This window comes from Marinobacter sp. PE14, assembly GCF_053566155.1.
Genome location: NZ_JBQXNY010000006.1, coordinates 171,744 through 192,397 on the forward strand (window position 1 = coordinate 171,744; position 20,654 = coordinate 192,397).

Consider the following 20,654-nt stretch of genomic DNA (forward strand, 5'->3'; position numbering starts at 1 on the left):
ATGGTGGGCCCAGCTGGACTCGAACCAGCGACCAAGGGATTATGAGTCCCCTGCTCTAACCAACTGAGCTATAGGCCCGTTCAGCGAATGCTGTTTTGAAAGGTGTTTCCTGGGGGGAAACAAAGCGGGCGCCATTATACCGGTGAGGTGTGGCGCCCGCTACTGTTTGGGAAATTATCCCTGATTGCCCTGATCGTCGATGAAGCCACGCAGGTGATCGGAGCGTGACGGGTGGCGCAGTTTGCGCAGAGCCTTGGCTTCGATCTGACGGATCCGCTCCCGGGTGACGTCGAACTGCTTGCCGACTTCTTCCAGGGTGTGGTCGGTGTTCATCTCGATGCCGAAACGCATCCGCAATACCTTCGACTCGCGGGCGGTAAGGCCAGCCAGTACCATTCGGGTCGACTCGCGAAGGCCTTCGGCCGTGGCCGAATCCACCGGGGACAGGGCCTGGATATCCTCAATGAAGTCGCCCAAGTGGCTGTCTTCGTCGTCGCCGATCGGTGTTTCCATAGAGATCGGCTCTTTCGCAATCTTAAGTACCTTGCGGATCTTGTCCTCAGGCATTTCCATGCGCTCGCCAAGCTCTTCCGGTGTCGGTTCGCGGCCCATTTCCTGCAGCATCTGGCGGGAGATCCGGTTGAGCTTGTTGATAGTCTCAATCATGTGCACCGGAATACGGATGGTGCGTGCCTGGTCCGCGATAGAGCGGGTTATGGCCTGACGAATCCACCAGGTGGCGTAGGTCGAGAACTTGTAGCCACGACGGTACTCGAATTTGTCGACGGCCTTCATGAGGCCGATGTTGCCTTCCTGGATCAGGTCAAGGAACTGAAGCCCACGGTTGGTATACTTCTTGGCAATGGAAATAACCAGACGCAGGTTAGCCTCAACCATTTCCTTCTTGGCACGGCGGGCCTTGGCTTCACCGATGGAGACGCGACGGTTGATTTCCTTGATATCGGCTACGTCCAGATCCACTTCAGTCTGCACGTTCTGGATACGCTTTTGCAGGCGAACAATTTCGTCAATACGCTCGGCTATGGGGGCTGCGAAAGGCTTCTTGCTCTTGGCGATCTTCTCGGCCCATTCCAGATTGATCTCGTTGCCCGGGAACGACTTGATGAAGTCCTTGCGGGGCATTTTGCACTCGCGAACACAGATCTGCATGATCGCGCGCTCGTTCTCACGAACGAGGTCGTTGGTGGAGCGAACCACGTTCACCAGCTCGTCGAATGCCTTGTTAGCTAGTTTGAACGGTGCGAATACCTGGCCAAGCTCGTTCAGAGCTTCCTGAGTTTTCTTGTCGGAGCGGCCATGCTTGGCCAGCGCCTTGTTGGCAGCGTCGAGTTTTTCATTGAGCAGCTCGAAACGCAGACGGGTCTCTTCCGGATCCGGACCGTTGTCGGTTTCTTCTTCCGAGTCGTCGTCATCATCGTCCGACGAAGAGTCGGAATCGTCAGAGCTCTCGGCGGTAGTTTCTTCGCCCATGAACGGTTCGGCGTCATCCGGGTCCAGGAAGCCGGTTACGATGTCGCTGATGCGACCTTCGTTTTCCAGAATTCGGTCGTAGGCCTGAATGACAGTGCCCGCGGTACCCGGGAAATGGGCAACGGCGGCCATCACATCGCGGATGCCTTCTTCGATACGTTTGGCGATGACGATCTCGCCCTCGCGGGTCAGTAGCTCTACGGTGCCCATCTCGCGCATGTACATGCGCACGGGATCCGTAGTGCGGCCGGCATCGGTCTCTACAGCGGCCAGAGCGGCAGCGGCTTCCGCGGCGGCAGCTTCGTCAGCGGTTGAGTCGCCCTCGGTCATCAACAGGGTATCGGCGTCTGGTGTTTCTTCGCACACCTGGATACCCATGTCGTTGATCATGCGAATGATGTCTTCGACCTGATCCGGGTCAGCGATGTCTTCCGGGAGGTGGTCATTTACCTCGGCGTAAGTCAGGTAACCTTGTTCCTTGCCTCGTGCAATGAGGTCTTTCAAACGTGATTTCTGCGAATTGCCTGACATAGACACCCTGTAAACTCGCTTTTAAAAGGAAAAAAGTTAAACAGCCATTATAGCTGTCGCTTAGTTGCTCTGCCACCAAGGAGCCTAGGCTCAAACGTTAGATGGTGATCAGTGCGTCAAGTTTCAAGTGCTGCTAGTCCCCGGTGCCACTGCTCAGGGCTCTCAGCTCCTGTCGTTCCTCGCTTGTGAGGTTCGACAGATTTCTCAATAGTGTGGCAAGCCGCTGCTGGCGGGATGCCTCTTCGTTTGGGCTCAGAAGCTCACGGGCGGCGGCCAGCGTGCTCTCCCGCGCCGGAATATGCTCGATCCCGTCAAACAGGTGGTAAAAGCGCTCACGAGCGCCCGTATCCAGTGCCAGCGTGCGCACCAGTGTTTTCCGGTCCCGGATGTCGTTTGCCAGAATCCACTCGGCAAAATTCCGGGCCTGATTGAATTGCCGTGAGCTGCGGGCCAGTTCGGTCACCTCGGTGGCCAGGTCCGGTGCTTCCAGCAGGGCAAGGCACAGAATGCTGTCCTTGCTGAGCTTCACATCAATCCGATCTTCGGAAACCCGATCCCGTCGCTCGCCGTTCCAGCGTCCTTTCTGCCCCTGCTGGCGGCTCTGCCACTGGTTCCGGCCACCACAAAGGCGGAGCATCTCGTGCCACATGGCATCCCGGAGGGTGCTTCTGGGCATCTTGTTGAGCAGGGGTTCGACCCTGGCTCGCAATTCGCCCCGGTGCTCTGGCAGTTGCAGGTCCAGCCCTTCGCTCTGCCGGTCAAACAGGTAGCGAGACAGAGGCGTTGCCCCTTCAATGCGCTTCTGGAACGCTTCCGGCCCCTCCTTGCGCACGAGGGTGTCCGGGTCCTCGCCCTGGGGCAGCATCAGGAATTGGAGGTGAAGGCCATCGGCCATCAGTTCCAGTGCGTTCTCCATGGCCCTGTCCGCGGCCCGGAAGCCCGCCTGGTCGCCGTCGAAGCAGAACACGATGTGTCTAACCTGCTTCAATAGCGCTGTGAGACTATCCTGGTTCGTTGCTGTGCCCAGCGTCGCAACCGCATAGTGAATGCCGTGCTGGGCGAGGGCGATCACATCCATGTAGCCTTCAACCACCAGTAGCTTGTCCAGCTGCCGGATGGCCTGCTTGGCCTCGAAAAGCCCGTAAATCTCGCGGCTCTTGTGAAACACATCCGACTCCGGGGAGTTGATGTATTTCGCCTTGTCGTCTCCCAGGGTGCGGCCGCCGAAGGCCACGGTTCTGCCCCGGCTATTACGAATCGGGAACATCACCCGGTTGCGGAACAGGTCCCTGGGTTTGCCGTACTTGTCGGAAACCGTGCCGGTTTCAATCAGCGGACCCTGCAGGTCCTTGCTGGCAACATCGAACAGCGCCGTGCCAGTTGAGGGCGCATAGCCCACCTGGTACTGCTCAATAATGGTGTTGTCCAGGCCTCGTTGTTGCAGGTAGTCCCGGGCATAGGCACCTTGCTGACCCTTGAGCGCGGATTGATAGAAGCGACTGGCAAAGTCCAGTGCATCGGTCAGCGTTCGCGCCTGCTGGATTTCCTGCTTTGCGGCCCGGTCGTAGGGCACTTCGAGACCAACCCGCTTGGCCAGTTCCTCTACCGCCTCGGTAAAACCCAGGCCTTCAAACTCCCTGACAAAGCTGATGGCATCGCCATGGGCGCCGCACCCGAAACAATGATAAAAGCCTTTGTCCGGCCGCACGTTGAATGAGGGTGTTTTCTCATCGTGGAACGGGCAGCAGGCCTTGTAGTTGGCCCCGGCCTTCTTGAGGGTAATGCGCGAACCGATCAGTTCCGCCAGGTCGATACGATCCAGCAGGTTTTCAACAAACTGTTGAGGGATCAGTCCGCTCATGGGGGCTCCACATCAGGCCGTCATCGGAGTTGGCCAATAGCCAAAAATGCCGCCGAAGCCAGGCCTCGGCGGCATTTTTGAGTCGCTCTGTGCAGCCTGCGGCTGTACAGGCAATCAGTGCTTTGCAGTCAAGCGGCGTCAGATAAAACTTAGTACAGACGCTCGAACTTGCGCTGTTCCCGCTGAAGCTTCTTGAGATGACGCTTAACGGCAGCGGCTGCTTTGCGCTTACGAACAGCGGTCGGCTTCTCGTAGTGCTCACGACGACGTACTTCAGAAAGTACACCCGCTTTTTCGCAGGAACGCTTGAAGCGACGCAGTGCTACGTCAAACGGTTCATTCTCTTTCACTTTAACAGCTGGCATTCGAAAATCACCTACCTGATAGATTCGGTTTCAATTTTGTCCGTCTGGCCAGGCCAGACCGGTTCTCGATCCCTGGTCAGATTGGCTAAAACTCGACCAGTGCATATTTTAGGGCGGCAATGATAGCGCCTGCATTATGGCAAGGTCAATGTTTGTTCGATGAATCTGCCAGTGGGTTTGGGGTTTCTGCTAAAATGCGCGTCGTTTTCATTTCCGCCAACCAATGTGGCCCGAGATTATGCTGATTCTAGGTATAGAAACCTCTTGCGATGAGACTGGCGTAGCGCTTTATGACACCGAAGCGGGCCTGCTGGGGCACGCCCTGTTCAGCCAGATCGACATGCATGCCGATTACGGTGGTGTCGTCCCTGAGCTGGCGTCCCGGGACCACGTTCGCAAGCTCCTGCCCCTGTGCGATCAGGTGCTTTCGGATGCCGGCAAAGGTCGTGCCGATATAGAGGGAATTGCCTACACCGCAGGTCCGGGCCTGGTCGGCGCGCTCATGGTCGGGGGAGCGGTAGCCCATTCGCTGGGGTTTGCCCTGGGTGTGCCGGTGCTCGGTGTGCATCACATGGAGGGCCACCTTCTGGCGCCCATGCTGGAGGATAATCCACCCGCGTTTCCCTTCGTTGCACTGCTTGTTTCGGGTGGCCATACCCAGTTGGTAAGGGTTGATGGCATTGGTGAATACCAAATGCTGGGAGAATCAGTCGACGACGCTGCCGGTGAGGCCTTCGACAAGACCGCCAAGATGCTCGGTCTGGATTACCCGGGTGGCCCGCGGGTGGCAGCGCTGGCGGAAAACGGCACTGAGGGCCGTTATCGGTTCCCGAGGCCGATGACTGACCGTCCCGGCCTGGATTTCAGCTTTAGCGGCCTGAAAACCTTCACGCTCAATACCGTGAATGCTGCTCGTGAGGCGGAGGGGCTGACGGACCAGACCCGGGCGGATATTGCCCTGGCGTTCGAGGCCGCCGTGGTCGATACGCTCACCATCAAGTGCCGCCGGGCCCTGGAACAGACAGGCTGCAAGCGACTGGTCATTGCCGGGGGGGTGAGCGCCAATAAACGGTTGCGGGCGGGCCTGGAGAAAATGGCCGACAAGCTCAAAGCCCACGTCTTTTACGCCCGTCCGGAATTCTGCACGGATAATGGTGCAATGATCGCCTACGCCGGTGCCCAGCGGATGAAGGCGGGTCAACAGGACGGAGAGCGGATTGTGGCGGTGCCCCGATGGCCGATGAATACGCTGCCACCGATCAACGAGCCCAGATCCACCGGCCTGGTGGACTGACGTTCAGAGCCCTGCTTCCCGGCCCTGGGCGAGCCGGATCAGGTTGTTGCGGTGGCGAACGACGATGAGCAGCGCGAGCAGGCCGAACAGGGGCAGGGTTTCCGGCTCAAGGAAGACACTGATCAGCGGGCCACTGACAATCGCCACCAGGGAGGCCAGCGCTGAAATGCGCCAGCGCCAGATCACCAGCATCCAGATAGCGGCCATCATCAGCGTTGTGACCGGCGCCAGCGCAAGGCCGGCCCCGAGCGCCGTTGCGACCCCTTTGCCACCCTTGAACCGATAGAAAATCGGGATCATGTGGCCGGTTACAGCGCACAAGGCAACGACAGCCTGAACCATTACGGAAAGACCGGCGGCATGGGCCAGCCAAACGGGTAACCAGCCTTTCGCGGCATCCAGTGCAAGCGTGAGCAGCGCTGGCGGCCACCCGCCGGTTCGGTAGACATTCGTGGCGCCGGGATTGCCCGAACCCTGCGCCCGCGGGTCCGGGAGTTTCCAGAGTTGGCAGATCGGCAGGGCAAACAGCACCGAGCCTGCAAGGTAAGCGGCGGCGCAGAGTAAAACCGTTAAAACCGGGTCACTGGGAAACATGCTGTGGGCTCGGAAGCAAAGACGTATACAACCAATATGTGCGAAAATGCCCGCCCTGAAAGCGCAGGCCATTCTCTTCACAGTATCCCCTGGTTGTGCGTTATTCAATCACCAAAGAGTGGAAGAACTCCGGAGTACCCTTGGCAGACACTGTATTGATCGAAGGCCTCGTTGTGGAAACTGTGGTCGGCGTTTACGACTGGGAGAGGGAAGTCACCCAGAACTTGTTGATCGATCTGGAAATGGCCTGGGATAACAGGGTGCCGGGTCAAACAGACGATGTCGCCGATGCCCTGGATTATGCGGCGGTCAGTGCCCGGGTGGAGACCTGTCTGCAGGCGCTCAGGCCGCAACTCCTTGAGCACGGCGCTGAGGTGCTCTCGAAAACCTTGCAGGATGAATTTGGTATCACGTGGCTGCGGTTGGCGATACGCAAGCCGGGCGCCGTACCTGCGGCACAGGCGGTGGGTGTGAAAATCGAGAGGGGAGTTCGGTGATGGCAGCGGCCGTACGGGTCTACATCAGTATTGGCAGCAATGTCGACAGGGAGCGCTACGTCAGGGCAGCGCTCGATGCGCTCTCCGCCTGGTTTGGCGAGCTGACCATCTCCCCGGTCTACGACAGCGAAGCGGTCGGATTTGATGGCTCTCCCTTCCTGAACCTCGTAGTGGGCGTTGATACGTCCCTGTCGGTGGCCGAGCTTTCGAGGCGTTTCAAACAGTTGGAAGCGGATAACGGCCGGCGTCGGGATGTGCCTAAATTCAGTGCGCGAACGCTGGACCTCGATATTCTCACCTATGGCAGTGCCGTCGGGCGCATCGATGGCGTCGAACTGCCAAGGGGTGAAATCCTGAAAAACGCTTTTGTGCTTCGGCCATTGGCCGACATAGCGCCTGAAGCAGAGCACCCGGTGTGCGGGAAAACCTATGGCCAGTTATGGCGGGAGTACAATACCGGCCAGAAGCTCTGGCCGGTGGGCTTCAGCTGGCAGGGTCGGCAGATTTCACACGCTGCCGGTTGAGCGGAACAGCTCAATGAGGTGATCGGTCGAGCTGTCGCTGGCCTGGCTGCCACCTTCCTCGCCCAATAGCCGCGGCAGGATGCCTTTGCCCAGTTGCTTGCCGAGCTCCACACCCCACTGGTCAAACGAATCCACGTCCCAGATAACCCCCTGCACAAAGGTGCGGTGCTCGTAGAGCGCGATCAGCGCGCCCACGGTTTCCGGGGTTACCTTCTCCATAGCCAGTGTGTTGCTTGGCTTGTTGCCAGGGATTACTTTGTGTGGCGCAAGCTGTTCAATCTCGCTTTCATCCCGCCCTTCGGCTTTCAGTTCGGCCCTGGCTTCCTCAAGTGATTTCCCGGCCATCATGGCCCTGGACTGGCTCAGACAGTTGGCAAACAGGTCGGCGTGATGGGTGGCCACCGGATTGTGGGTTTTCAGGGGTATGATGAAGTCCGCCGGAATCAGACGGGTGCCCTGGTGGATCAGCTGGTGATAGGCGTGCTGGCCATTGGCTCCGACGCCGCCCCAGATGATCGGGCCCGACTGCCAGGCGAGGGGGGAGCCCGCTTGCGTCACGCTCTTGCCGTTGCTTTCCATATCCAGCTGCTGGAGGTGATCGGGCAGGCTGCGAAGGTAATGATCGTAGGGCAGGATCGCATGGGTCTCGGCACCCCAGAAATTGGTGTACCAGATGCCCAGCATGGCCATCACCACCGGCAGATTCTCCGCCAATGGCGCATTGCGGAAGTGTTGGTCCATGGCATGGGCGCCGGCCAGCAGGGCACGGAAGTTGGCCATGCCAACGGTAAAGGCAATGGGTAGCCCGATGGCTGACCACAGCGAGTAACGGCCGCCCACCCAGTCCCACATCGGGAAGACGTTTTCCGGGTCGATGCCGAAGTCCTGCGCCGCCGGCACATTGGCAGTCACGGCCATGAAGTGCTGCGAAACCGCCTGCTCATCACCGCAGTGATCAAGAAACCACTGTTTCGCGACTTTGCTGTTCTCCAGGGTCTCCTGGGTGCGGAATGACTTGGACTGGATCAGGAACAGAGTGGTTTCCGGATTGACCTGGCGCAGTGCCTCGCAAATCTCGGTGCCATCAATGTTGGCCACGTAATGGCAGCGAATGCCGGCCTGGGCATAGGGTTGAAGGGCTTCGCCCACCAGCTTCGGTCCCAGGTAGGAGCCGCCGATACCGATGCTTACCACATCGGTGAAAGGCTTGCCGGTGTAACCGGTGCGGCGTTGGCCCAACACCTCTTCCACCAGGCTTTCCATGCGTTGCAGGGTGCGCTGCACCTCGGCGACTACGTCTTCGCCGTCAACGGTGATGGCGTCGGTTCCCGGGTTGCGCAATGCCGTGTGCAGGGCAGGACGGTTTTCGGTAACGTTGACTCTCGCTCCGCTGAGCAAGGCCTCCCGCCTTGCTTCCAGGTTGCAGCCGCTGGCCAGCGCCAGAAGAGCGTCGAGCACTTCGTCAGTGATCCGATTCTTGGAAAAATCCAGTGACAGTCCTGCGCCTTCAATAAAATAGCGCTTTGCCCGCCCGGGATCCTGGTTGAACAGATCCTTCATGAGAACGCCGTCCAGGCGTTGCCGTTGCTCCTTCAGTGTCTGCCATTCGGGTTTCGAGGTCAGTACTGCAGGATGTGCGGGCATCAGAGGTTCCTTTTCTGTTGGCTTATCGGGTCAGGGACAGGTTATCGATCAAACGGGTGGTGCCCAGGAAAGCTGCCGTCAGGATGGTAATCTCCCGATCCTCGGCCGTCGCCGGTTTGAGTGTCTGACTGTTGACGATATTGAAGTAATCCGGCCTGAGCCCTGCGTCCCCGAGACTTTGCTCAGCTTCGGTTTCCAGAGCCTGGAAGTCTGTACGACCATCGGTGATCTTGGCCGCCGTGGCCTGAAGAGTCTGGTAGACCGCCGGCGCGATTTGCCGTTCCTGAGGCGTCAGGTAACCATTGCGCGAGCTTTTCGCCAGGCCGTCGTCCTCTCTCACCGTGGGGCCGCCCACCACATCCACAGGGAGCATCAGATCTCGGACCATTTTCCGGATCACGGCCAGTTGCTGAAAATCCTTCTCGCCGAATACGGCAAAGTCCGGCTGCACCATATTGAACAGCATGGTGACCACCGTGGCTACGCCCTCGAAGTGACCCGGGCGACTGGCGCCACAGTGGCCATCGCTGACATCCGGCACGACCACCTGGGTCTGACTTGCCAGCCCTTCCGGATAGATTTCCTCGGCGGCGGGCGCGAATACCAGTGTGTTGCCGGCCGAGGCGAGCTTGTCCTGGTCTTCAGCCAGGGTTCTCGGGTAGGTCTCAAGATCTTCGCCGGCTCCGAACTGCATCGGATTCACGAAGATGCTGGTGACCACCACATCCGCCATCTCCGCCGCTTTGCGCACCAGCGAGATATGGCCTTCGTGCAGGTTGCCCATGGTGGGCACCAGGCCGATGGTCTTGCCCTGCTGCCGGTAGCCGCGAAGGATGGTTCTCAATTCTTTCAGGGAATGTACGGTTCTCATGCCTTGAACGTATGCTCCTCAGCGGGGAATGAGCGCTCACCTACCGCTTTCACGTAGGCCTGGAGGGCTTCCTGTACCGAATCTGTTTCAGCCAGGAAGTTCTTGACGAATCGTGGCTTGCGGCCAGTGGTAATACCCAGCATATCGTGCAATACCAGAATCTGTCCGTCGGTGTCTGGCCCGGCACCTATCCCGATGACAGGTGCTTTGACGGCCTGGGCGATGCGCGCCGCCAGCGGCGCGGGAACGCACTCCAGCAGGATGACATCGGCGCCGGCGGCTTCCAGCTCGCAGGCGTGCTCGATCATCATCTCCGCCGCTTTCTCATCACGGCCCTGGACCTTGTAGCCGCCAAATTTATTGACGAACTGCGGCGTCAGGCCAAGGTGCGCACACACGGGCACGGCGCGCTCGGTCAGAGCAGTAATGGTTTCTTTCATCCAGTCCGTACCCTCGAGTTTTACCATGTGGGCGCCCGCGCGCATCAGTTCTGCTGCGTTTTCGAGGGCAGACTCCACCGTGCCGTAACTCATGAAGGGCATGTCGGCCATGATCAGGGACCCACGGTTTCCTTTGGCCACGCAGCTGACGTGATACACCATCTGGTCCATGGTCACCGGCAGGGTGCTGTCATGTCCCTGGAGTACCATGCCGAGGGAGTCGCCAATCAGGATTACGTGAACGCCCGCTTCGCTGACCACCTGGGAAAAGGTGGCGTCATAGGAGGTAAGGGCAGAGAAGGCTTCGCCCTTCTGCTTGAACTCACGCAGGGTATTGATGGTAACAGCCATAGAATCCTTGCCTTTTGGGTGGATGGGCCTGGGCGTGCCGGGGTATCGGCATTGAAGTGTTAAGGGTAATCCGCCGGTGGAAGCTTGCGCAAGCCGTTGTCGGGGCATTGGCGGCGCAGTTCGGCAATGGGGGTGCCGTCAGGCAGAGTCAGGTCGGCCTTCAGGTCCAGCAGGGGCTGGATTGCAAAGTCCCGGTTCCGAAGCTCCCGATGGGGGATGGTGAGGCGCTCATCGTCGAGGACCTGTTCGTCGTAGAGCAGTATGTCCAGATCGAGCGTGCGGGGGCCCCAGTGTATGAGCCGTTCCCGGCCATGCTTCTGTTCGATGCTCTGCAGTTCGTCAAGCAGTTGGTGTGGTGGCAGGGATGTCCTCAGCCACACCGCACCGTTGACGAAGTCCGGCTGGTCCTGGGGGCCGACCGGGCGGCTGGCATAAAACGGCGATTGGGCCACCAGAACCGTTTCCGGCAGGTTGGCCAGGGCGGAGACTGCCCGGGCCAGTTGGGCAGCTGGGTCTTTCAGGTTGCTGCCAAGACCGATAAAGGCGTCTGTCATCATTACTGGGCGGGGCGTTTGACCGGTTTGCGGCGGCGACGACGCTTTTTTGGGGCATCGGTGCTCAGTTGAGAGAGCATCCGTTCCTGCCCCCGCTCGTCCTCCGCCTGGAACTCGGTCCACCATTGGCCAAGCCCGGGTTCAATCTCGCCAGACGCTTCGCGAACCAGCAGGAAATCGTAAGCGGCCCTGAATCTGGGGTGTGTCATGGTGGCAAAGGCCCGCTTGCCCTGCCGACGGGGCAGGCGCATCTGGAGTTCCCAGATCTCTTTCATGGGCCCTGAGAAGCGCTTCGGAATGGAGGTTGCCTGTACCTGGCGGCCAATCACCTTGCCGATGGCTCCGTGCAGTGCCGGCTGGACTGGATCACCGTTGTCCTGCCTGCGATGCCATTCCGACTGGAGTGCCGGCCAGAGCATGGCGGCAAACAGGAAGTAAGGCGTGACCGATTTGCCCTGGGCAATCCGGGCATCCGTATTTCTCAGGGCCTGGCGAATGAGCTCGTCCGGCTCGCCGTTCTCAATGGCCCTGACCGTCTCTGGAAACAAGGGTTCCAGCAGGTTGTAACGGGTCAACAGGTCGTAAGTGGCTTCGCCCTGGCCTGCGGAAAACAGTTTGAGTACTTCCTCAAACAGGCGAGCCGGCGGGATGTGGGTTAAGAGTGGCGCCAGTTCCCCGATGGGGGCCTCAGTCTCGGGCTCAATGTCGAAGTCGAGCTTGGCGGCAAAGCGGATGGCGCGGAGCATGCGTACCGGGTCCTCCCGGTAGCGGGTCTCCGGATCGCCGATCAGGCGCAGCTGTCGGTTGCGTAGATCCTCGATGCCGTTGGCGAAATCAATAACGGTGAAGTCGCGGATGCAGTAGTACAGGGCATTGACGGTAAAGTCCCGACGCAGGGCGTCTTCTTCCTGGTTGCCGTACACATTGTCGCGCAGAAGCAGGCCGTGTTCACTGGTCCTGCGATCGTCATCATCGGTGTCGGTATCGGCTTCCGTGGCGTTGCCCCGGAAGGTCGTCACCTCAATCACTTCACGGCCAAACACCACGTGGACAATCCGGAACCGCCGTCCGATCAACCGGGAGTTGCGGAACAGATCGTGAACTTCCTCCGGTGTGGCATTGGTTGCAATGTCAAAATCCTTGGGCTTCCCACCCAGCAGGATGTCTCTGACGCCGCCTCCTACAAGGTAGGCTTCATAGCCTGACTTGTTCAGACGATGCAGAACTTTCTTGGCAGGCTCGCTGATCACCGAGCGTGAGACGTTATGTTGGTCCCGGGGGATTTCCCGTCGCTGGTAGGTGCGGGCTTTCTTTTTTCCGTTGCCGGGCATGAAGGAACGGAGTTTATCGACGAGTCGTTTAGGCATTGAAATCCGTGGTTGCGATGAGCAAAAACCGAGAGTTTAACGGTTTGAGCAGGATTTGCACACGTTTGCCGTGGATTACCTTCCGGAGCCCAGAAAATCAAAAGGCGGATCCGTTCTCACGAATCCGCCCTCAAAGCGTTGACGATCTGCATTGTTTTTGTTTTTGCCGGGATTTTTCTTGGTTTTTGTACCCCACTGCATATCCCCATTAAGGGGCATCTCAGCAGTGCAAACGGAAAGCTTTGAATACACAGAGCAGTCAGAGACATCGGGCGGGTTTGGAGTAGCTGCAGCGTCACCTCCAAGGTGATTCTTCTCTACATCTACAACTCGCACGTGCCGTGGGACCACTAAAAAGCAAAGTACCCAAAACACTCAGTTCGCTCACGTTCTGTTGTTGTTTTTGTTACCGAACGTTCTCTGCAGCTTTTTGTTCTTGTTGTTGGCGCTGCTTTGTCACTCTTGTTTTTGTTGTTGTGCGCCAAATAGGTTGCAGTCCATGTGCCAGTTTTTAAATTTCGTTTATTAACAGAGTCTTACGATTTTGTAGGCCATAAGTGTTACCCCGTATTCAACCTAAGTGTTACTGAGGTCACGTTACTTCCGTGAGGAGTGTTACCGACAGGAACATGGGGTAACAACTGAGTCCGGGTTCATATTATGCCGGACTCAGTTGCCCGAGGATTTTTTCCGGGGGATACCGAGACGCTGGCGACGTTCCCAGAGCGATTTTCGGCTGATGCCAAGTTTCTGGGCCAGTTCCGTCTCGCTCATGCGGTCCTGGTTCTCGAGAACAAAATGCTGGAAGTAATCTTCGAGGGAGAGATCGTTGGACGCGTCCACCTCCCGGGTATGTGTCTGCTCGTTATTGCCGTCCACGAGGGTCTCGGGGATGTATTCGTCGCTGCCTTCGCTGTCCAGGTCCAGCAATGAGGGCGTGATCACGTCCCGGTCACACAGAATGGTTGCGCGCTCGATGGCGTTTTCCAGTTCCCGTACGTTTCCCGGCCAGCGATGGCGTTCGAGGGCGCGCATGGCCTCGGGGCTGAGATTGAGATCGGGTTTGCCCATCCTCTCGCCCTGGCGCTTCAGGAAGCGGCCGGCCAGGCCCAGAATATCGCTCTGGCGCTCACGTAGGGGCGGGATACGAATCTGCATGACGTTCAACCGGTAGTACAGGTCTTCACGGAATTCCCCGGTGCGCGTCATGGCCTTGAGGTTTCGGTGGGTGGCGGCAATCATCCGCACGTTGACGGTGCGGCTCTGGGTGGAGCCGACTTTCCGGATCTCGCTTTCTTGCAGAACCCGCAGCAGACGCGCCTGGGCTTCGGCCGGCAGTTCGCCGATTTCGTCCAGAAACAGGCTGCCGCCATCTGCGGCCTCGATCAGGCCGGTCCTTGCCGATACCGCACCGGTGAAAGCGCCTTTTTCATGGCCGAACAGTTCCGATTCAATCAGGCTTTCGGGGATGGCCGCGCAGTTCACCGAAATCAGCGGCTTGGCGGCGCGGGGGCTGAGCAGGTGCAGGGCACGGGCCGCCAACTCCTTGCCGGTTCCTGATTCGCCCTGGATCAAAACAGTGGTTTCTGTCGGTGCCACTTTACGGATCAGAGTGAACACCCGCTGCATCGGCTCACACTGGCCGAACATGATGTTGGCAGGATCGCTGCTTTCCGGCGTTTCCAGGGCTGGCGCCGAGTCGTCACCCGAGTTCCGGCCGGCGGGTTTCCGGGCCAGAATGTTTTCGACCGCAGCCAGCATTTCATCGTGATCAAACGGTTTGGCGATGTACTCAACGGCGCCCATTTTCATGGAGTCCACCGCTGATCGGAGGCTGGCGTAGCTGGTCATAATCAGCACGGGCGTGTTGGGTGCGCGATTGATCAGTTCGGTGCCCGCTGCGCCCGGCAGGCGCAGGTCGGAAATGATCAGATCGAATTGATCGGGTTCGTGGTTCTGTTCGGCTTCCTCAACGGAGGCAGCATCGGCGACCTCATAGCCGGCATGCAGCAACAGTTTGCGCACTGCCGAGCGAATAATGTCTTCGTCTTCCACGATCAGAATGCGAGGCATAACAGTCTCAAGACCTTTGGTTCTGGCTGATGGCAATAGTGCCGGTTTCCGGTTCGTAGGCTGGCAATCTCAGCCTCACGCAGGTTCCGCGGCCGGTGTCGGCATTAGCCGGGCTTTCCACCTGAACGTTGCCATAGTGCTCTTCAATAATGCTGTACACCAGCGAAAGGCCAAGACCGGTTCCCTTGTTGGGGGCCTTGGTGGTGTAAAACGGCTCGAAGATATGATCGAGTTGATCTCCGGGAATGCCGGAGCCCTCATCAACCACCTCGATGATAGCGGAGTAGCCATCGCCCTTTCCACTGACCCGGATGGTGCCGCCTTCCGGTGACGCATCGCGGGCGTTGGCCAGCAGGTTGACGAATACCTGCACAAGGCGCTGCTCATCTCCCAGCACCTGCAAAGAGGGTGGGCAGTCGTTGACATAGTGAATGCCCAGACCCTTGTCGCTGAGAGACAGCAGGTTGATCGACTCTTCAACGCAGCGGTGAATCGTTACCGGCTCGTATCGGTTGGCCTGGGCGTGATTGCCGGTGCGGGCAAAGTTCATCAGCGACTGCAGGATGGTAGAGATTCGCCGGGTCTGCTGCTGGATCTGGTCAGCAGTGTCCAGGATGTCCGGGTTGTCGGTTTCCAGTTTCAGGTTCTGGGCCAGGGAGGAAATACCGGTGACGGGGTTTCCGATCTCGTGGGCGACACCGGCCGCGAGCCTTCCCACGGATGCCAGCCGTTCGCTGTGCATCAGTTCGTCCTCAAGCAGCCGCGTTTCAGTTTGGTCCTCCACCAGGATAATGCTGCCACCTTCGGTGTGGTCCGGTCCGCTCAGGGCCGCTTTGTGAAGGTTCAGCCAGTGGGGTTTGCCACGCAGATCCAGCCGGTGCTTGTAACGATGCAGGTCCGGGCCACGGTTGAAGTCATCAAGCAGCAGGTGCCAATGTTCGGGCAGTGCCATCAGCCTGGCACCGACCACATCGTCGGCGGTAATGCCGGTGAGCGCCTCCATGGCGTGGTTCCACATGAGAATTTCACCGTCTTCGCCCACGGAACAGGCGGGAATCGGCAGGTTTTGCAGCGTTTGGCGGTAATGGCGCCGCAGGTTGTCCAGCTCGCCAGCCAGGCCGGTCAATCGGTTCTGGTAGTCGCCGAGGGCGCGCTCCACATATCGAATGTCCTGGGCGGTGCCGCCCTGGGCCATGGGCTTGAAGCCGAGATGGCGTTTGACCATGTCCCGGGCCACGGAGGGGCCGAGCAGGCCGGACAGGTTTATTTCTACCTGGTCCCGCAGTCGCCTGAGCTGGTATGGACGGTACTCCACATTCGGTAGCTTCAGCTGGCCCAGAGCCCGCTCAATTTCCCTCCGTGCGACACCATAGCCAAGGGGCTCCGCCAACTGCCGAACAAAGTCGCTGGAGGAGGTGGCCAGCAATTCACGGCGTTGGGGTCGCGATAGCGCGCCCAGTGAGCAGGCTTGCGCTGCGCTGTTCTCTTCACTGGTGCTGGTGCTGAGGATGGAAATCAGCGCAAATACGGTAATGTTTGCGGTCAGGCTGACGAACGTGAAGATATGCCAGTTGCTGTAATCCGGTATCAGTGGCGCATCCAGCCAGGCCAGCAGATTAGCCGTGTGCGAGAACGGCAGCACCAGCGTTACCACCCAGATGGCCAGCCCGACAATCAGACCGGCGATCAGGCCGCGGCGATTGCCCTCGGGCCAGTAAATCACGCCCAGGGCGCCGGGCAGCAGTTGCAAGGTGCCGGATAGGGAAATTGCGCCCAGAATGGACAGGTCGAGGTTTTTGCCCACAACTTCATGAAACAGCAGCGCCAGGAAAATGATCACGGCGATGAGCAGGCGCTTGATCCACTGCAGCCACCGATAGATATCGCCCTGGTCTTTCGGGGTTTTCAGGGGCAACACCACGTGGTTCAGGGCCATGCCCGCCAGTGCCAGGGTGCTGACGATCATTAGGCCGCTGGCCGCTGACAGGCCGGCAATGTACATCAGCAGTGTAAGTGCCGGGCTTTCCATAGCCTGGGCTGCCCCGATGGCAAAGAATCCGGGCCCTGTGGTCACCGCCAGCTCCTGGCCGCCCCAGAGAATCAGGGGCACCGGCAGGCCGAGCAGCAACAGGTAAAGTGGCAGGCCCCAGCTGGCTTTTGCCAGGGCCTTGGGTGAGGGGTTTTCGCTGAAGGTCATGTGATACATGTGCGGCAGCACCAGAGCGCCGGCAAAGGACATCAGCATCAGTGCCCGCCAACTGCCGTCGTCAATGCTCAGGGTCATGGTAGTGGCTGGCGACGTCCGGTTGTCGAGCCAGCTTTCCAGTCCGCTCATGCCGTCAAAGACCCCGAAGAGAATGACGCCCCCGAGCACCAGCAATGCCACAAGTTTTACCAGCGAATCAAAAGCGATGGCCAGCACCAGCCCCTGATGATTTTCCGAGTTCTGGTCGCGCCTTGCCCCGAAAAGCATGGCGAAAAGCACCACGATCATGCTGAACATCACGCTGATCACCGCAGGCGACGTGTCCGGCGCGAGGATGCTGGCAGAGGTGGCGACGGCCTGTATCTGCATGCTCAGCAAGGCCAGAATGGCCCCGCCGGAGCAGAGAGTGACCAGGGTGCCAGCCCACTGGCTTCGGTAGCGATAGGCAAACAGATCGGCGAGGGACGTGAGCTGATAGGCGCGTCCGATCCTCATGACCGGGTTCAGAAGCACCGGGGCCAGCAGGAAAGCGCCGCTGATGCCGAGATAGTAGGCCAGAAAGCCGTAGCCGGATTCGGCGGCCATACCAACCGCGCCGTAGACCGCCCATATGCCGGCATATACGCCCAGGCTAAGCACATAAACCAGGGGGTGGCGTACCCAGCGCCGGGGGACCATGCCTTTTTCGGTGAACCAGGCAATTCCGAACAGCAGAATCAGATACAGGAGGCTGGCGAGCAGCAGGCCGGAGGGACTAAAACTCATTGGGGTCCCGCCGCCATTCAAGCCAGAAACCGATGGCAATCAGCCCGGCCCAGATAATGTAGGGGCTATACCAGACGTTTCCCGGCGAAGTCCACCAGTCAAGGATGTTGGGCGAAAAGATATAGATGGCCAGTACCAACAGGAAGACCAGACGGTAGATATACATCAGGCATGCTATCCGCGCTGAGGTGTGAGAAGGGCTTTATACCATGTCCCTCACCGGGATGTCAGGTGGATGGCGCCCCGTTGCCAGTTGCTCCGGCCCCACTCCAACAGCGAATCCAGCGAACCGTTGGCAAGGTCGGCAGGCGGGTTCTGGCCAAGGGCAATAAGCGCCCCGAACAGGTTGTCGACAGGCTTGTCGTCATCAAGAGCTGGCGCATGGGTCTGCTTGCTGAGTTTCTGACCCTGCTCGTTGAGTATGACCGGGATGTGCAGCCACCGTGGAGGAAGAGCGCCCAGAGCCCGATAAATCTGTTGCTGCTGCGCCGTCATGTCGAGCAGATCCGAGCCGCGCACCACGTCCGTGATGCCCTGATCAATGTCATCGACCACCACCGCCAGCTGATAGGCGTAGAACCCCTCCTTGCGGAGGATGACCGGATCGTCAAGCTCTGCTTGCACCGTCTGGTGTTGTGGCCCCAACAGCTGGTCCTGCCAGTGGCAGTCCTCGTCTTCGAGGGCAAAGCGAATTGCGAATGGCCGGGCACCGTCCATTTCTGTGCAACCGCGGCAGTGGTTCGGGTGGCGCCCCTCGTTGGCCTGCAACTCCTTGCGCGAGCACTGGCAACGATAAGCGTAGCCGCTTTCGAGCAGCCGGTTAACGGCGTGCTGATAGGCGTCGTGACGTCTGGATTGAAAGCGCACCGGCTCGTCGGGAAACAGTCCGTGGGCGTCAAGACTGGCAATGATCTGGCCGGTCGCTTCCGGCGGTTCTCTCAAAGGATCCAGATCTTCAACGCGGATAAACCACTGGCCGCCCTGACTTCGGGCTTCCAGAAAGCTGGCAAGTGCGGTAACCAGGGAGCCGAAATGCAGTGGGCCGGTCGGCGAGGGCGCAAAGCGCCCCCGATACGAAGGATTGTTCATGGCGGTCAGTCAGCCGGCGGGGCTGGAAAAAGTCCCAGCCGGCAGCTGTTGAGTGGTGGGCTCAGATGCCGGTCTGGCGTTCGCGAATCTCAGCCAGTGTCTTGCAATCGATGCACAGGGTGGCTGTCGGACGCGCTTCCAGACGGCGGATACCGATTTCCACGCCACACTGATCGCAGAAGCCATAGTCGTCTTTGTCGATGCGGTCGATGGTCTGGTCAATCTTTTTGATCAGTTTCCGCTCCCGGTCACGGGTGCGCAGTTCCAGGCTGAACTCTTCTTCCTGGGTTGCGCGATCGCTGGGATCCGCGTAATTTGCGGCGTCTTCCTGCATGTGGTGCATGGTGCGGTCGACTTCTTCCATCAGCTCCTGCTTCCATTGCAGCAGCAGATCTTTGAAGTGCTGGAGCATTTCCGCACTCATGTACTCTTCACCCTTCTTCATTTCATAGGGGGTGAAGTTGGTAAAACGTTCGCGTGGTTGTTCTGCAGTCGTTGCCATTGAACCCGGCCTCTTGTTTGTACTTCACAAGAACGGTTTGCTTCCCTCCGCGTGAGCCCCCGTGGCTGCGCGGTTATACCCTGGATGAAGCATTCGTCCTGAAACGGGAATTTGCGGAAAATAGCAGATTAGTCACGGGGGTGCCAGCCTTGTGACATCGACTTTTGTATGGAGATCACATGAAGTTTCCAGAACCGTTGGTTGAAGGCCGGCTTATCCGCCGGTACAAACGCTTTCTGGCAGACGTACGGCTGCCGGATGGCTCGGAGGTAACCGCCCACTGCCCGAACACCGGCTCCATGCTGGGCTGTCAGCCAGAGGATGCTCGGGTCTGGCTCAGCCGGAGTGATAACCCCAAGCGCAAACTCCAGTACACCTGGGAGCTGGTGGAAACGTCGCCCGGGCAACTGGCCTGTGTGAACACCGCTCGGCCTAACAGTCAGGCCCGGGAGGCCGTGCAGGCCGGCACCGTCGTTGAGTTGGCCGGTTATTCCGAGTGCCGCGCCGAGGTTAAGTATGGTTCGGAGAAAAGCCGGATCGACCTGCTGCTTTCCGGCCATGACACCGCGGCCGATGCCTGGGTGGAGGTCAAGAATGTCACGCTGGCGGAAGATGCTCAGGGTTTTTTCCCCGATGCGGTGACCGAGCGCGGCCAGAAGCACCTGCGAGAACTGATTGCCCAGGTCCAGCAGGGCGATCGCGCGGTGCTGTTTTTCGTGGTGAATCACACCGGCATTCAAACCGTTCGCCCGGCGGACCATATCGATCGGAAATACGGTGAGTTGCTGCGGGAGGCCTGCGATGCTGGCGTGGAAGTGATTGCCTATCGTGCCGATTTGAGTGAGAGCGACGGTACGCCAACAGGTGTGTTGACTCTAACCGAATCGGTGCCCGTTATTCTGGAAGTCTGATCTCGATCTGGCCGTCCCGCTCCCGCAAGTCCAACTGAGTGAGAGCATCGCCCTGGCAGGGCCCGGCAATGCATTCCCCGTCGGCGGGCTTGAACAGGGCGCCGTGGGTCGAACACTGGATAAACAGGTTGTCGGAATCCATGAACCGGCCGGGCATCCAGTTCAGTTCAACGCCCAGATGCGGGCAGATATTCAGGTAGGCGCGGGGCGCGCCACCGTCCAGAAACAGGAATCCGGTTAGCGGCATGCCTGCCGGCTCCCGGGCCTTCTCCCGAAGCCGGAATTCGACGAACTGGCCCGCTGTCAACTCAGATGCAGGACAGACGGGCTGCCAGGGGCGCGGGTTGCTGCTCATTTCGGCAAAATCGTGTATCGCATGCGGGTCCCGTGATTCAGGGACATGACAATCTCGTCTGCGTCCAGGCGGTGCGGAAAATAGCAGCCGGAAATCTTGGCGCTGGCAATGCTGGAGCCTTCCATCCTGGACTTCGAGAAGTCCACGCCCCGAAGGTCGGCGCCCCGGAAGTAGGCGTGGCGGAAATCCAGTCCCTTGGCATCCATTCCTCTCAGATCCAGCCCCCGGAAATCGCCATGGGCGAAACTGGGGAGCTCTGCGAGCTTTGCCTTTTCAGCATTGAACGCCTGCATGTCCTCGCTACGAAGAATATCGTAGAGCGGGTGGCTGATCTGATGTACTTCGTGTTCGCTTTTATCGTCCATATCG

Annotated in this window: 20 protein-coding genes and 1 tRNA gene; 4 read left to right on the forward strand and 17 right to left on the reverse strand. The window is 59.2% G+C overall.

Translation table 11 applies throughout. The features are described from left to right. Window position 1: 1 nt before the first annotated feature. From ACWJ62_RS18075 to rpsU, 4 genes are all read right to left on the reverse strand, one after another. Window positions 2–78: transfer RNA gene (locus ACWJ62_RS18075), tRNA-Ile, on the reverse strand. 96 nt (window positions 79–174) lie between these two features. Next, the gene (gene rpoD / locus ACWJ62_RS18080) at window positions 175–2,022 is read right to left on the reverse strand and encodes an RNA polymerase sigma factor RpoD (protein ID WP_449287443.1); all 1,848 of its coding nucleotides are present in this window, start codon (window positions 2,020–2,022) and stop codon (window positions 175–177) included. A 133-nt stretch (window positions 2,023–2,155) separates the two neighbouring features. Beyond that, a complete protein-coding gene (gene dnaG / locus ACWJ62_RS18085) occupies window positions 2,156–3,883 on the reverse strand; it encodes a DNA primase (RefSeq protein WP_449287444.1) in 1,728 nt (575 codons plus the stop codon). Between the two features lie 149 nt (window positions 3,884–4,032). Beyond that, complete coding sequence (rpsU, locus tag ACWJ62_RS18090; protein ID WP_007153483.1) at window positions 4,033–4,248, reverse strand: 30S ribosomal protein S21; 216 nt, start codon at window positions 4,246–4,248, stop codon at window positions 4,033–4,035. Between the two features lie 238 nt (window positions 4,249–4,486). Between rpsU and tsaD the strand changes: the two genes are divergently transcribed. Continuing rightward, complete coding sequence (tsaD, locus tag ACWJ62_RS18095; RefSeq protein ID WP_449287445.1) at window positions 4,487–5,542, forward strand: tRNA (adenosine(37)-N6)-threonylcarbamoyltransferase complex transferase subunit TsaD; 1,056 nt, start codon at window positions 4,487–4,489, stop codon at window positions 5,540–5,542. 3 nt (window positions 5,543–5,545) lie between these two features. On the opposite strand, the gene plsY is transcribed toward tsaD, so the two are convergent. Continuing rightward, a complete protein-coding gene (gene plsY, locus ACWJ62_RS18100) occupies window positions 5,546–6,136 on the reverse strand; it encodes a glycerol-3-phosphate 1-O-acyltransferase PlsY (RefSeq protein WP_449287446.1) in 591 nt (196 codons plus the stop codon). Window positions 6,137–6,276: 140 nt separating this feature from the next. Here plsY and ACWJ62_RS18105 point away from each other — a divergent pair, with 140 nt between their 5' ends. Beyond that, window positions 6,277–6,633, forward strand: coding sequence for a dihydroneopterin aldolase (locus ACWJ62_RS18105; RefSeq protein WP_449287447.1), 357 nt, complete (start codon window positions 6,277–6,279; stop codon window positions 6,631–6,633). Next, window positions 6,633–7,157, forward strand: a complete 525-nt coding sequence (gene folK, locus ACWJ62_RS18110) for a 2-amino-4-hydroxy-6-hydroxymethyldihydropteridine diphosphokinase (protein ID WP_449287448.1) — start codon at window positions 6,633–6,635, stop codon at window positions 7,155–7,157. The genes ACWJ62_RS18105 and folK (ACWJ62_RS18110) overlap by 1 nt, the downstream gene beginning before the upstream one ends. Here folK (ACWJ62_RS18110) and pgi read toward each other — a convergent pair. From pgi to dksA, 10 genes are all read right to left on the reverse strand, one after another. Next, window positions 7,140–8,801, reverse strand: coding sequence for a glucose-6-phosphate isomerase (gene pgi / locus ACWJ62_RS18115; protein ID WP_449287449.1), 1,662 nt, complete (start codon window positions 8,799–8,801; stop codon window positions 7,140–7,142). The genes folK (ACWJ62_RS18110) and pgi overlap by 18 nt on opposite strands. Window positions 8,802–8,823: 22 nt before the next feature. Continuing rightward, window positions 8,824–9,672, reverse strand: coding sequence for a pantoate--beta-alanine ligase (gene panC, locus ACWJ62_RS18120; protein ID WP_449287450.1), 849 nt, complete (start codon window positions 9,670–9,672; stop codon window positions 8,824–8,826). Further along, complete coding sequence (gene panB / locus ACWJ62_RS18125; RefSeq protein WP_449287451.1) at window positions 9,669–10,463, reverse strand: 3-methyl-2-oxobutanoate hydroxymethyltransferase; 795 nt, start codon at window positions 10,461–10,463, stop codon at window positions 9,669–9,671. The genes panC and panB overlap by 4 nt, the downstream gene beginning before the upstream one ends. Before the next feature lie 59 nt (window positions 10,464–10,522). Further along, window positions 10,523–11,020: a 2-amino-4-hydroxy-6-hydroxymethyldihydropteridine diphosphokinase gene (folK, locus tag ACWJ62_RS18130; RefSeq protein ID WP_449287452.1), complete on the reverse strand. Its 498-nt coding sequence runs from the start codon at window positions 11,018–11,020 to the stop codon at window positions 10,523–10,525. After that, on the reverse strand, window positions 11,020–12,384 hold the full coding sequence (gene pcnB, locus ACWJ62_RS18135; protein WP_449287453.1) for a polynucleotide adenylyltransferase PcnB: 1,365 nt from the start codon (window positions 12,382–12,384) through the stop codon (window positions 11,020–11,022). The genes folK (ACWJ62_RS18130) and pcnB overlap by 1 nt, the downstream gene beginning before the upstream one ends. Window positions 12,385–13,053: 669 nt before the next feature. After that, window positions 13,054–14,457 (reverse strand): sigma-54-dependent transcriptional regulator, encoded by a 1,404-nt coding sequence (locus tag ACWJ62_RS18140; RefSeq protein WP_449287454.1) that lies wholly within the window; start codon window positions 14,455–14,457, stop codon window positions 13,054–13,056. Between the two features lie 7 nt (window positions 14,458–14,464). Continuing rightward, a complete protein-coding gene (locus ACWJ62_RS18145) occupies window positions 14,465–17,428 on the reverse strand; it encodes an ATP-binding protein (protein WP_449287455.1) in 2,964 nt (987 codons plus the stop codon). Beyond that, window positions 17,418–17,594 (reverse strand): hypothetical protein, encoded by a 177-nt coding sequence (locus ACWJ62_RS18150; protein ID WP_048497702.1) that lies wholly within the window; start codon window positions 17,592–17,594, stop codon window positions 17,418–17,420. Before ACWJ62_RS18150 ends, ACWJ62_RS18145 begins: the two co-directional genes overlap by 11 nt. Before the next feature lie 50 nt (window positions 17,595–17,644). Continuing rightward, entirely contained in the window at window positions 17,645–18,517 is an 873-nt protein-coding gene (gene gluQRS / locus ACWJ62_RS18155) for a tRNA glutamyl-Q(34) synthetase GluQRS (protein ID WP_449287456.1), read from the reverse strand. A 61-nt stretch (window positions 18,518–18,578) separates the two neighbouring features. Next, a complete protein-coding gene (gene dksA / locus ACWJ62_RS18160; RefSeq protein ID WP_008173182.1) occupies window positions 18,579–19,019 on the reverse strand; it encodes an RNA polymerase-binding protein DksA in 441 nt (146 codons plus the stop codon). A 179-nt stretch (window positions 19,020–19,198) separates the two neighbouring features. On the opposite strand from dksA, the gene sfsA reads away from it, so the two are divergent. Beyond that, a complete protein-coding gene (gene sfsA, locus ACWJ62_RS18165) occupies window positions 19,199–19,930 on the forward strand; it encodes a DNA/RNA nuclease SfsA (RefSeq protein ID WP_449287457.1) in 732 nt (243 codons plus the stop codon). Here the strand turns inward: sfsA and ACWJ62_RS18170 are convergent. After that, window positions 19,914–20,285, reverse strand: coding sequence for a Rieske (2Fe-2S) protein (locus tag ACWJ62_RS18170; protein ID WP_449287458.1), 372 nt, complete (start codon window positions 20,283–20,285; stop codon window positions 19,914–19,916). The two genes, sfsA and ACWJ62_RS18170, sit on opposite strands and share 17 nt — an antisense overlap. Next, window positions 20,282–20,650 carry a pentapeptide repeat-containing protein gene (locus tag ACWJ62_RS18175; protein WP_014575923.1) on the reverse strand — a complete coding sequence of 123 codons (369 nt, stop codon included), beginning with the start codon at window positions 20,648–20,650 and terminating at the stop codon, window positions 20,282–20,284. The genes ACWJ62_RS18170 and ACWJ62_RS18175 overlap by 4 nt, the downstream gene beginning before the upstream one ends. Window positions 20,651–20,654: the final 4 nt, after the last annotated feature.